The sequence below is a fragment of the Paenibacillus sp. FSL R7-0273 genome (genome assembly GCF_000758625.1).
GTDB lineage: Bacteria > Bacillota > Bacilli > Paenibacillales > Paenibacillaceae > Paenibacillus_AQ.
Genome location: NZ_CP009283.1, coordinates 3645518 through 3657720 on the forward strand (window position 1 = coordinate 3645518; position 12203 = coordinate 3657720).

Annotated in this window: 10 protein-coding genes and 1 pseudogene; 8 read left to right on the forward strand and 3 right to left on the reverse strand. The window is 51.6% G+C overall.

Annotation, left to right across the window (positions count from 1 at the left end):
* Positions 1 to 126 precede the first annotated feature (126 nt).
* Positions 127 to 1572 (forward strand): aldehyde dehydrogenase, encoded by a 1446-nt coding sequence (gene aldA / locus R70723_RS15695; protein ID WP_256704619.1) that lies wholly within the window; start codon positions 127 to 129, stop codon positions 1570 to 1572.
* A gap of 311 nt (positions 1573 to 1883) precedes the next feature.
* On the opposite strand, the gene R70723_RS15700 is transcribed toward aldA, so the two are convergent.
* On the reverse strand, positions 1884 to 2258 hold the full coding sequence (locus R70723_RS15700) for a hypothetical protein (RefSeq protein WP_039873288.1): 375 nt from the start codon (positions 2256 to 2258) through the stop codon (positions 1884 to 1886).
* A gap of 63 nt (positions 2259 to 2321) precedes the next feature.
* Between R70723_RS15700 and R70723_RS15705 the strand changes: the two are divergent.
* Positions 2322 to 3686: pseudogene (locus R70723_RS15705) on the forward strand (IS1182 family transposase); the annotation flags it as partial.
* 300 nt (positions 3687 to 3986) lie between these two features.
* Here R70723_RS15705 and R70723_RS15710 read toward each other — a convergent pair.
* Positions 3987 to 4403, reverse strand: coding sequence for a GNAT family N-acetyltransferase (locus R70723_RS15710; RefSeq protein ID WP_039873290.1), 417 nt, complete (start codon positions 4401 to 4403; stop codon positions 3987 to 3989).
* Positions 4404 to 4619: 216 nt separating this feature from the next.
* Here R70723_RS15710 and R70723_RS15715 point away from each other — a divergent pair, with 216 nt between their 5' ends.
* From R70723_RS15715 to R70723_RS15725, 4 genes are all read left to right on the forward strand, one after another.
* Entirely contained in the window at positions 4620 to 5777 is a 1158-nt protein-coding gene (locus tag R70723_RS15715) for a glycoside hydrolase family 88 protein (protein ID WP_039873292.1), read from the forward strand.
* Between the two features lie 57 nt (positions 5778 to 5834).
* Positions 5835 to 7460 (forward strand): glycoside hydrolase family 43 protein, encoded by a 1626-nt coding sequence (locus tag R70723_RS15720; protein ID WP_039873295.1) that lies wholly within the window; start codon positions 5835 to 5837, stop codon positions 7458 to 7460.
* Between the two features lie 77 nt (positions 7461 to 7537).
* On the forward strand, positions 7538 to 7705 hold the full coding sequence (locus R70723_RS33755) for a hypothetical protein (RefSeq protein ID WP_179088060.1): 168 nt from the start codon (positions 7538 to 7540) through the stop codon (positions 7703 to 7705).
* Between the two features lie 102 nt (positions 7706 to 7807).
* Complete coding sequence (locus tag R70723_RS15725) at positions 7808 to 8848, forward strand: dienelactone hydrolase family protein (protein WP_039873297.1); 1041 nt, start codon at positions 7808 to 7810, stop codon at positions 8846 to 8848.
* Positions 8849 to 8949: 101 nt separating this feature from the next.
* Here the strand turns inward: R70723_RS15725 and R70723_RS15730 are convergent, their stop codons facing one another.
* On the reverse strand, positions 8950 to 9834 hold the full coding sequence (locus tag R70723_RS15730; RefSeq protein WP_039873298.1) for a LysR family transcriptional regulator: 885 nt from the start codon (positions 9832 to 9834) through the stop codon (positions 8950 to 8952).
* Between the two features lie 105 nt (positions 9835 to 9939).
* Between R70723_RS15730 and zwf the strand changes: the two genes are divergently transcribed.
* Complete coding sequence (gene zwf, locus R70723_RS15735) at positions 9940 to 11451, forward strand: glucose-6-phosphate dehydrogenase (RefSeq protein ID WP_039873300.1); 1512 nt, start codon at positions 9940 to 9942, stop codon at positions 11449 to 11451.
* Between the two features lie 66 nt (positions 11452 to 11517).
* Complete coding sequence (fsa, locus tag R70723_RS15740) at positions 11518 to 12186, forward strand: fructose-6-phosphate aldolase (RefSeq protein ID WP_039873301.1); 669 nt, start codon at positions 11518 to 11520, stop codon at positions 12184 to 12186.
* The last annotated feature ends 17 nt before the right edge of the window (positions 12187 to 12203 follow it).

Sequence of the window (12203 nt, forward strand, 5' to 3'; positions counted from 1 at the left end):
CTCAAGAAGTCAATGAAAAACAACATAAAAACACATATAAAATGTGTATGTTGTTGACATAAAATGTTGTTAGCGTTTACACTGGAGAGGAAGTGATGGAATAATTTATCTTGAGGGGGAGTACAAGTGGAAAAGCATTTGATGTATATCAACGGCCAATTTACCGAATCAGAAACCCAAGAGTGGATGGATGTTACCAACCCGTCAACCGATGAAGTTATTTCACAGGTACCCAAAGCGACCAAAAATGACGTCGTGCGTGCTATCGATGCTGCTGATGCAGCACAGTCAGCCTGGGAAGAAACCCCTGCGGTAGAAAGAGGAAGATATCTGCACGCCATCGCGGACGGAATCCGGGCTGAGGCGGACAGCATTGCCAGGCTTATTTCCGAGGAAGTAGGCAAGACGCTGGAATTGTCCACAGTGGAAGTGAATTTTACGGCAGACTATCTGGATTATATGGCTGAATGGGCACGCCGCTACGAGGGTGAGATTGTCCAGAGCGACCGCGATAACGAGAATATTTTTGTGTTCAAACGGGCCATCGGGGTAACTACAGGGATTCTGCCCTGGAATTTCCCTTTCTTCCTGATTGCCAGAAAAATGGCACCGGCGCTGATTACCGGTAATACGATTGTAGTTAAGCCGAGTGTGGAGTCACCTAATAATGCTATAGCTTTTACCAAAATTGTAGATAAAGTCGGTCTGCCAAAGGGTGTATATAACCTGGTGACAGGCAGAGGCGGCGAGGTCGGCAACGAGCTGGCCAGCAACCCGAAGGTGGGCATGGTCAGCCTGACAGGCAGCGTTCCGGCCGGGCAAAAGGTAATGGAAGCCGCAGCCGAAAATATTATCAAGGTCAGCCTTGAGCTAGGCGGCAAAGCGCCGGCGATTGTAATGGCTGATGCGGATCTGGAGCTGGCGGTAAAAGCGATCGTTGATTCCCGCGTCATCAATACAGGCCAGGTATGTAACTGTGCCGAGCGTGTGTATGTGCATGAATCAATCAAAGATGAATTCACCTCACGGCTGGTTGAGGCCATGAAGGCTGTGAAGTACGGCAATCCGTTAGTTGATACCGGCATCCAGATGGGGCCGCTGATCAACAAGGCCGCCCAGGATTCCGTGCAGCAGAAGGTGGACCGGGCTGTCGAAGAAGGCGCGAAGGTTCTGCTCGGCGGCAAAAAGGTCGAAGGCACCGGCAGCTTCTTTGAGCCGACGGTCATTGCTGATGCTACTAACAAGATGGAAATTGTGCAGGATGAGATTTTTGGTCCGGTTATTCCGATTGTTACATTCGCGACACTGGATGAAGCGATTGAGCTGGCGAATGACAGCGAATTCGGCTTGACCTCGTCGCTCTATACGCAGAACCTGAACGTGGCGATGAAGGTGATCAAGCGGCTAAAATACGGGGAAACCTACATCAACCGCGAGAACTTTGAAGCGATGCAGGGCTTCCACGCCGGCTGGCGCAAATCCGGTATCGGCGGCGCTGACGGCAAGCACGGCCTGAATGAGTATCTGCAGACTCAGGTTGTGTACCTGCAGTATGATAAGTCGGTTAACTGATGTACGTTGAATGAGGAATAGTAAGTGATGCACAGTTAGGGATGTACAATCGTTGATGTGTGAGTAATGGATGATTTATGCAGGATGGATACTGCAACAGAATGGTATGCACTAATCTTATTTTAGCTACAGGTCCCTGGGTTTTCCGGGGGCCTATTTTCGTTCAGACAAAGGTAAGGGGATAGAGTAGATAGTGGGAATAGATAGTAGGGAGTAAATAGAAGATAGAAGATAGTAATAGTAGATAGCATGTGGTAAATAGTGGGGAGTGGATAATTTGTAGAATTGATGGAAAAGTAACTATCATCCCTTCAACCAGAGCAGGCGAAGGGATGAAACAAATCAAAGGCAAAAAGGCCCTTGATTCCGCTCACGGTGAGCGAATCGGCCAAATCAAAGGGAAAAAGGCCCTTGATTCTGCCCGCAGCAGGCGAATTGGCGAAATCAAAGGCAAAAAGGCTCTTGATTCCGCCTGTAGCAGGCGAATTGGCGAAATCAAAGGCAGAAAGGCCCTTGATTTCGCTCGCAGCAGGCGAATCGGCGAAATCAAAGGCAAAAAGGCCCTTGATTTCGCTCGCAGCAGGCGAATTGGCCAAATCAAAGGCAAAAATGCCCTTGATTTCGCTCGCGGTAAGCTTATCTGCGAAATCAAAGGGAAAAATCCAGACTGTTGAAAAACCATACATTCACACGACACCGCGTTAATTTGGTATAATATAGGTAACTCTGGTGGAAAGCGCGGTGTCCTAATGCTCAACGAAAAAGATCATGGCAATAGCGGCAGTTCTCAAATGGAATTGGTTTGTCTAGACCAATTGGTCCCTTCCGATCACCTTCTGCGTCAAATCGATAAGTACGTGGATTTTTCATTTATTACTGAAACGGTTCGTCCATTTTATGGTTCCAGTATGGGAAGGCCCTCTATTCCAGCCATCCGTTTATTTAAAATGATGTTAATTGGCTACTTGTTCGGCATTCGCTCGGAACGCCAGCTAGAAAAAGAGATTCATGTAAACCTGGCCTACCGCTGGTTTTTAGGGCTGTCCCTGACCGACCGGGTTCCCGACCACTCTACCATTAGCTGGAACCGGAATAACCGGTTTGAGGGTACTTCTGTTTTCCAGGATATTTTTGATGAAGTCGTACGTCTAGCGATCTCCCACCACATGATTGCCGGCCGTCTGCTGATTACCGATTCTACCCATATCCAAGCCAATGCCAGTAATAATCGCTACACGCTTGAGGTTCTAAAAGAGTCGCCGCAATCCTACCTGCAGGAGCTCGAACAGGCGGTCACAGAGAGCCGGAAGAATCATGGAAAAAAGCCTCTACCTCCTCAGTCGAAGGGGACTGAGGAGGCGGAATTAAAGAAGCAAAAACGGAGTGTGACGGACCCGGAGTGCGGCTTATTGAAGCGTAAAGGCAAACCGGAGGGCTTTTTCTACTTGGACCACCGTACCGTTGACCACAAATGTAATATGATTACCGATGTCCATGTGACTGCAGGAAATGTGAATGATGCGACCGTCTATATGGAGCGTTTGAACCGGCAGCTGGAGACGTTTGGATTTGCAGACACGCTGGAGGCAATCGCCCTGGATTCCGGGTATATGGTGCCGCATATTTGTAAACAAACGTCGTCCTGGATGACCGTGATTGCAGAGCGGAAAGGCCCGTCTAAACCCGGTTTTATTTCCAAAAAAGAGTTTGTTTTTGACTCGGAAAAAGAAGTCTATGTGTGTCCTGAAGGACAGTTGTTAACGTACCGGACCACCAGCCGTAATGGTTATGAAGAGTATGCCTCCCCTAAAACGTATTGCAGCGCTTGTCCACGACTGCCCTATTGCACCGAAAACCAAAGTTGCCAGCGCGTCATCCGGCGGCATGTGTGGGAGAGCTACAAAGAGCAGGTGAGCCGAAATAAGAACAGCGCCGAAGGCGAAAAGCTCTACAAATACCGCGCTCAAACCGTGGAGCGTAGCTTTGCTGATGCCAAAAATCTGCATGGATACCGCCGATGCCGGATGCGGGGCAGAGATAAAGTACAAGAACAGGCACTAATGACTGCAGTTGCCCAAAATTTGAAGAAGATAGCCAGGCATTTAGCCCAAAAGCAAGCTAATTCTCTCTTTTGGTGCAGAACTAACAGTCACATTCCTCCATTTGGCTATGTTTCAAGTAGATGTACGGTTTTTGCAGCTTAAAAGGAGACTTTCTCAACAGTCTGAAAAATCCCTTTGGTGAAGCCAAAAGCGGCTACTCGGATGAAATCAAAGGGAAAAGTCCCTTTGGTGAAGCCAAAAGCAGCGGCTCGGAGTGAATCAAAGGGGAAAACTCCCTTTGATTCACTCAATCCCAGTCTGACCCGCAGCGGCTCTCCTCCGAGCAGCAGTAAATCCCCCAAGAAACGGTCCTTAAAGCCGCTTCTTCAGATAATACTTCGTATGCCCCTCATTCGGGCAATCCTTGATCTCGCCGAAAATCTCATAGCCCTGCTTCTGATAGAAATGCGGCGCCTGCCAGCTCATAGTGGTGAGCTCACTTACTTTGCAGCCGAGCTGCCGGGCACGGTTTTCAATTTCTGCGAGCAGGGCAGCCCCTAGACCAGTCCCTCTGCAGGCAGGATCGACTGCCAGCAGGTGCACATTTAGAATGTTCCAGGCCACATCTCCTGTTACCCCGCCCATAAAGCTATCATTTTCGTAAGCCGCAAGGGAGAGCATTGTCCGCTCATAGGCTGGAATGCTGCTATCCGCACCATGGCGGTGCTCTTCCAGTAACCTCGTTATTTCCCGCTGATTGTGTACTGCATCCAATTCTACAATGTTCAAGTGTGCTCACTCCTTCTGCCTAACTATAACACATCATAACCGCTCTGTTAGCTACCCGGTTCGCTACTCACAGTACATATGCTTTCGCACCTGTCCACCATAAAAGTCCTTAAAAAAAAGCGGGAAAACCTGAAAAAGTCGCATACCAATCCCGGCACAGGTATCCTACAATGAAGTCAAATCCGCATACTAAACAGAGAAAGTAGGAAAAGAGACATGCTACAAAGTAAAGAGCGCATTTGGGTGGATTCCGTAATCGGGAAAATCACAGCCAAGCTGGATACCGTCAGTGAAAAATCAAAACACAAAATTCCTTATACCACCGTTAACGGAACGCATGATGACAAGGCGACACAAAATGTAAGCGGCTTCGATGCCGATGGCATCTGCTGGTGGACGAACGGCTTCTGGGGCGGCATGCTGTGGCTGATGTACCATGAGACCGGCAATGACAAATACAAGGAAATCGCAAATAGATCCGAGGAGCTGCTGGATAAGTGTTTTCAGGACTTCTACGGTCTGCATCATGATGTGGGCTTCATGTGGCTGCCTACCAGTGTTGCCAGCTACAAGGTGACCAAGAATCCGGATTCCCGCAAAAGAGCGCTGCATGCCGCCAATCTGCTGGCCGGCCGGTTTAATCTGGCAGGGGGCTTCATCCGTGCCTGGAATGACCTGGACGAGGGCGATACCAGAGGCTGGGCCATCATCGACTGCATGTTCAACATTCCGCTGCTGTACTGGGCGACCGAGGAGACGGGAGATCCGCGGTTTAAACAAATTGCCATGCGGCATGCCGACACGGTCATGTCTACCTTCGTGCGGCCGGACGGCTCCGTACACCATATTGTCGAGTTCGATCCTTTTAACGGCGGTGTAGTACGTACATTTGGCGGTCAGGGCTATGCGGACGGCTCCTCCTGGACAAGAGGACAGACCTGGGCGCTGTATGGCTTCATGATGAGCTATATCCATACCGGCAAAGAGGAATATCTCCAGACCGCTAAGCGGATTGCCCATTATTTCATGGCTAATATCCCGGAGGACGGTGTCATTCCGCTCGATTTCCGCCAGCCGGCCGAGCCTAAGCTTGAGGATGATACGGCTGCGGCCATTGCCGCCTGCGGATTGATTGAGATTGCCAAGGCTGTAGGAGAGCTGGAGCGTGAGCTGTACCTGAATGCTGCGCTTAAGCTGCTGCGGGCACTTGATGAACGTTCCGACTGGTCGGACGAGAATGACTGCATCATTCAAAGAGGATCTGAGGCTTATCACAAGCCGCGCAACCAGCATCATCATGCGATTATTTACGGGGACTATTATTTCATGGAAGCTATGTTCAAGCTGAAGGGGAATGACCTGTATTTGTGGTAGAAAAGCAGACAAAGCGGGCTGACCCGACTCTAAATGCAAAGTGAGGATATCTATACTATGAGCCACATGATCAAGAATCCGGTCCTGCGGGGCTTCAATCCCGATCCGTCCATCCTGCGGGTCGGGGATGATTATTATATCGCCACCTCCACCTTTGAATGGTTCCCGGGTGTGCAGATTCATCATTCCCGGGATCTGGTCAACTGGGAGCTGATTACCCGTCCGCTTAACCGGGTCTCCCAGCTGGACCTACGCGGCATCGGCGCTTCCCAGGGTATCTGGGCACCATGCCTGACTTATGATAACGGCACGTTCTATCTCATTTACACTGTAGTGAATTCCTTTTATGTCAAAATGTACGACACACCCAATTATCTGGTTACCACGGCGGATATCCGCGGGGAGTGGTCTGAGCCGGTCTACCTGAACAGCTACGGGTTCGATCCGTCGCTGTTTCATGATGAGGACGGCCGTAAGTACATCGTAAGCATGGTAACCGATCACCGGGTAACGAAACGCTATAGAGGGCATCTTGTCATCCAGGAGTATTCTGCTGAGGAGCAGAAAATGATTGGTGAGGTTGTAACAATCTATGCGAGCCAGGATACCTATCTGGAGGGTCCGCATATTTATAAGCGGGGAGGCTATTATTACCTGTTCGCTGCGGATACCGGAACAGGGGAAGGCCACGGCCAGAGCATGCTGAGAGCCAGAGAGCTGTTCGGGCCCTACGAGGCTTACAAGGGCAATTCCCTGATGACCTCCAGGGACAATCCCGATCTTCCGCTGCAGAAGGCGGGCCACGGTGATCTGGTCGAAACCCCGAACGGGGAGTGGTACATGGTGCATTTATGCGGCCGTCCCTTAGAGAACCGTACGGAAAAAGGAGAGCGGAAATATACACTCGGGCGTGAAACGGCGCTGCAAAAGGTAGAGTGGACCGAAGACGGCTGGCTGCGCCTGGCGAACGGCTCGGTACTGCCTGATACCGAGGTAGAAGCTCCTGACCTGCCGCTGCACCCGTTCCCGGTGAAGCCGGCAAGGGATCATTTTGACGGTGCTGAGCTGGATATCAGCTTTCAGTCCCTGCGGGTTCCGCTTGACGCTACCTTCTATTCCCTGAGCGAACGGCCCGGTTATCTGCGGCTGTACGGCCGCGAAGGACTTGGCTCGAAGTTCCGGCAGAGCCTGATTGCCAGACGCTGGGAGGAGCATCGTTTCACGGCAGCGGCAGCGCTTGAATTCGAGCCCTCCAGCTTCAAGCAGATGGCCGGCCTGATCCTGATCTATGATACCCAGAACTATTACTATCTCCATGTCACGCATCATGAGGACCTGGGACGGTGCATCAGCATTCTCTCCGCCGTCAACAACAGCTATTTGGAGCCTGCCGGATATGTACCGCTGCCGGATAACGCAAAGCGGATTCTGCTGCGGGCTGAGGTCGATTATGACAAGCTTCAGTTCTCCTATTCTGTAGATGGTGAAGACGGATATGAGGTTATCGGTCCAGTGCTTGATGCAAGTACTTTGTCTGACGAAGCCTGCCAGGAGGGCTGGTTCACCGGGTCATTTGCCGGCATCTGCTGCCAGGATTTAACCGGCTTCCGCCAGCCCGCCGATTTTGATTATTTTGAGTACTATAACAGGGTGCAGGCAGGCGCTGCTAACGGCCATGACTGATATTTTTGATGTGAAGCGGTACGGCGCCGCTGGCGACGGGGTAACGGTGGATACCCGTGCAATCCAGCAGGCCATTGATGAATGCCATGGGTCCGGCGGCGGGACTGCATCCGGAGGCAGCTGCAGAGAATTACTATCCCGACTGGAGCCGGACCACCTTCATGGATATCCGGAATGTGGAGCGGCTTACCGTCGACGGAATCAGATTCCATGCGCTGCGGGAGGATACACGGAATCCTATATAATAGAAGGAAGTAACACGCTTAAGCAGGATATTATGGAATATTAGCTGCGTCAAGACCGTGACCGGGCAGCATAAGGACAGCTGATAGAGGATGAGAATGTGAATGGATTTTACGACGGATGCTTATATAAAGGCCTTGTATCAACGGACAGAAGCGGTGAGAAACAACAGGGATTTATGCCTGACACGGGACGAACAGCGGGAATGGCTGATGGGCAGACTGAAACAGGCACTGGGAGAGTTCCCGGAGGCTTCAGCTCCACTTAATCCTGTGCTGCTGGAGCGTATTGCATACAAAGATTTTATTCTGGAGCGTATTTCTTATTCTACTGAGGAAGCTCTTCATGTGCCCGTTATCGTGCTGGTTCCCAAGACTGGCAGCGGGCCGTGGCCGGCAGTATTGGCCTGCCACGGACATGGCAACGGACAGCTGGATGCCGCCGGACTGAATTCGGATTACAGGGAATTAGAGGAGCCGGGTATACACAACCGGTTTGCTGTCCAGCTGGTTAAGCAGGGGATGATCGTCGTGATCCCTGAGATCCTGGGCTTTGGGGTGCGCCGGGTCGCAGAGGAGATGAAGAACGGTTCCAGTCCAAGCTCCTGCAGCACCCTGGTTTCACAGCTAATGTTATTCGGCAGGACGCTTGCCGGAATGAGAGTCTATGAAGCGATGCGGGCAGTTGATTATCTCTCTATGCGGAAGGATAGTGATTCTTCCCGGATCGGGATATTCGGCTTCTCCGGAGGCAGTCTGATTGCCGCCTATGCCGCCGCGCTGGATGAACGGATCAAAGCGGCTGTGCTGTGCGGCTGGACGAACACCTTTGCCGGCAGCATACTGGCTATGCATCACTGCATTGATAATTATTTGCCCGGGATCTTACAGGCTGCCGAGAAGCCGGAGCTGGTTGGTTTAATCGCCCCCAGAGCCCTGTTCATTGAATCGGGCGTCCATGATCCGATCTTCCCTGTGCAGCACGTGCATTCTGCCATCACCAGCCTGGAGCAAATATACTCGGCCCGGGATGCCGCGTCCCGGCTGTCGTATGATCTTCATCCCGGCAGCCATGAGATTTACGGAAAGCTCTCCGTGCCGTGGCTTTACCGGATGCTGACCAATGAGGCTGTAAATCAGGGTTAGCTATTGGAGTCGCCCCACAGCTTCATCCCACATGAAATCACAAAAAAGACTCAGCCAATTCGAGCTGAGTCTTTTTTAATACCGTAAGCAGCCCTTACGTCTCACACCGTCCCCGTAATCTCAATAAACTTGCTCGCCGCCGTGGTCAGCGGCATGTTGCGCATGGTCATGATGCCGACCTGTGCCGGGGGCAGCTGGACATCCAGCTTAATCTCGAACAGCGAGCCTTCCTCCAGTTCCTTGGAGACAAACTCGCGGGTTACGAACGAGATACCGAGCCCTTTGCGGGCAAATTCGATCAGCAGACCGACGCTGCCGACCTCGATTTCCGGCTTCAGCTCATAGCCGTAGCCCCGGAACAGGTCGCTTACCGCCGCACGGGCACGGCTTCTGCGGGAAAAGAGAATGATGGGATGGCGCAGCAGCTCTTCAATGGTAAGCACCTTATCATTCAGCTCCGGATAGTGGCTGCTGCCGGCGACAAAGCAGTCCTGCAGCTGGAGCCCCTGCCACACCTCAAGCTGGGGATCGGCAATCGGAATGCGGACGACGCCCAGATCGACCTGGCCCTCTTTTAGATAAGAGATGACTTCCGGGGTGGTTCCGTGGATCAGATGCAGCCGGATGCCGGGGTAATGCTGGTGGAAGGTTTCAATAAAGGGCAGCAGGTAGTGCTTAAACAGGGAATCACTGCCGCCGATCCGCAGCTCGCCGTTATCGAGATTTTTGAGCTCGGTCATCTTCTTCTCCGCCTGGGTGATGAGGATATGCGACTGCTCAATGTAGGAGTAGAGTGCGGCTCCCTCCGGTGTAAGGGTAACGCCCTTGGAATTGCGGTTGAACAGGGTAAGGCCAAAGCTGTCCTCGAGTTGCTTGATGGCATGGCTGACGCTCGGTTGGGTGATAAACAGCACTTTGGCAGCCTGAGAGAGGCTTCCGGTTTTGGCAGCCCAATAAAAAACCTTGTATAATTCGAAATTGTTCATAGACACAGTCTATAGCTCCTGTACAATATATTAATTACTTGTATAGCTCGTATTTGTATTATAGTGTAACAAGGAAAGATAAACCATAGCAGAAGGAGAATCGAGATGGAGGCGACCACATTTGTTTTATTCGGAGCGACAGGAGATCTGGCCCGTAGAAAAATATATCCTGCACTCTACAACCTGTTTCTCGACCGCAAGCTGCATGATTCCTTCGCTGTAATTGGACTCGGCAGAAGAGAAGTTGCTGATGAAGCTTACCAGGCCATGGTGGAGCGTTCGCTCCGGGATTTCTCCCGGCGTGAGGTGAAGGACACAGCGTCCGTACGCAGCTTCCTCCAGGCCTTCCGATATAATGTGCTGGATGTCGGGCACACCGAAGATTATGTGAAGCTGCTTAACCGGGTAGAGCAGCTGGAGACAGGCATGGGCAGTACTCCTAACCGGATGTTTTACTTGTCGGTGGGGCCGGAGTTTTTTGAGCCGATTGCCCTGAACATTGAGGCCAGCGGCCTCGGAGCAGCGAAAGGCTGGAAACGGCTTGTCATCGAGAAGCCCTTCGGGCATGATCTGCAGTCTGCGCAGGAGCTGAATCTGACGCTCAGCAAAGCTTTTACCGAGGAAGAGATTTACCGGATTGACCATTACCTGGGCAAGCCGATGGTACAGGAGCTGGACGTATTCCAGCAGACCAACCCGGTGCTGCATGCACTCTGGAACAACCGCTATATTGCCAATGTACAGATTACGGCTGCTGAAACCGTCGGAGTTGAGGAGAGAGCCGGGTATTATGACCACGTTGGCGCGCTGCGCGACATGTTCCAGAACCATATGCTGCAGCTGCTGATGATGCTCGCAATCCGCCTGCCGAAGGACAGCTCTGCTGACGAGGTACGCTTCAAGAAAAAAGAGGTAATGGAAGCCCTCGAGCCGCTGGATGAAGACAATATAGAGGCCAGTGTTATCCGGGGCCAATATACCGCAGGTGCAATTAAAGGCATACCGGTTCCCGGCTACCGTTCTGAACCGGGGATTTCCGCAGGATCGATGAATGATACGTTTATCGCCGCCAGACTGCAGATTGATGATCCGTTCTGGAAGGGCGTTCCCTTCTATATCCGGACAGGCAAGCGCATGAAGGAGAAGTCGACGCGGATCGTCATCGAATTCAAAGAGCCGCTGAAGCAAAGCTCAACCGTAGAAGAGGATGATATTCCTAATCTGCTGGTGTTCGAGATCAGCCCGAATGAAGGCATTACTTTGCAGCTCAAGGCCAGAGATCCGCGGAACAAAGGCAAGTTCAAGGCCGTGCATATCGACTTCCATACCAGCTCCATCGAGGTGCCGGAGGCATATGAGAACCTGATCCATGATGCGCTGAACGGGGACCCGTCGTTCTTTGCCCACTGGAATGAGGTAGAGCTGTCCTGGAAATGGGTACAGCCGATCCTGAACGCTTTTGCCGGCAATTCCGTGCCGTTATATTCCTATGCCGCAGGTTCACACGGACCGGCTGAGTCGGACCAGCTGCTGGCGCAGGACGGACATCACTGGTGGCTGGATGCCCCTGTTGACGCAGAAAGCGAGATTGCTCTGCCGGATGCTTCAAATTTTTAAATCAAATATTGATGAAAATGAACTTGAAGTATTTTATAGTTCAACTAAAAACTGGAGGTTACCACAATGAAATTTTTCATCGACACAGCTAATGTAGAAGATATCAAAAAAGCGTACAAAATCGGAGTCCTGTCCGGGGTTACCACCAATCCGTCGCTCGTTGCCAAAGAGGGCGTGAAATTTGAAGACCGCATTGCCGAAATTCTCCAGACTGTACCTGAAGTGGAATCCGTATCAGCTGAAGTAACGCCTGACGCTGTAACTGCAGAGCAGATGATTGCCGAAGCCGATGAGCTGATCAAGATCAACAATTATGATAAAAATATTACGATCAAGCTTCCGATGACCCTTGCAGGACTTGAAGCCTGCCGTTACCTGACTCAAAAAGGCGTAAAAACCAACGTAACCCTGATCTTCACGGTGAACCAGGCGCTGCTGGCTGCCCGTGCCGGTGCCACTTATGTATCGCCGTTCCTCGGCCGTCTTGATGATATCTCTGAGGATGGCGTTCAGCTGATCGTAAAAGTCGCCGAGCTGTTCCGCATTCACAAGCTGGATGCCCAGATTATCGCTGCTTCCGTCCGTCATCCGGACCACGTTACCCGTGTAGCCATGGCTGGTGCGCATATTGCCACTATTCCGTTCAGCGTAATTGAGCAAATCTCCAAGCACCCGCTGACAGATCAGGGTCTGGAGAAGTTCGCTGCTGACTGGAAAAAGGCTCCGCAGGTTTAATAATCCGGAACACGAAA

Coding starts and splice junctions, on each gene's coding strand:
- R70723_RS15700 (WP_039873288.1), bottom strand. CDS start 2,258: ATGTATGGTTTTTCAACAGTCTGGATTTTTCCCTTTGATTTCGCAGAT.
- R70723_RS15715 (WP_039873292.1), top strand. CDS start 4,620: ATGCTACAAAGTAAAGAGCGCATTTGGGTGGATTCCGTAATCGGGAAA.
- R70723_RS15720 (WP_039873295.1), top strand. CDS start 5,835: ATGAGCCACATGATCAAGAATCCGGTCCTGCGGGGCTTCAATCCCGAT.
- R70723_RS33755 (WP_179088060.1), top strand. CDS start 7,538: ATGAATGCCATGGGTCCGGCGGCGGGACTGCATCCGGAGGCAGCTGCA.
- R70723_RS15725 (WP_039873297.1), top strand. CDS start 7,808: ATGGATTTTACGACGGATGCTTATATAAAGGCCTTGTATCAACGGACA.
- R70723_RS15730 (WP_039873298.1), bottom strand. CDS start 9,834: ATGAACAATTTCGAATTATACAAGGTTTTTTATTGGGCTGCCAAAACC.
- zwf (WP_039873300.1), top strand. CDS start 9,940: ATGGAGGCGACCACATTTGTTTTATTCGGAGCGACAGGAGATCTGGCC.
- fsa (WP_039873301.1), top strand. CDS start 11,518: ATGAAATTTTTCATCGACACAGCTAATGTAGAAGATATCAAAAAAGCG.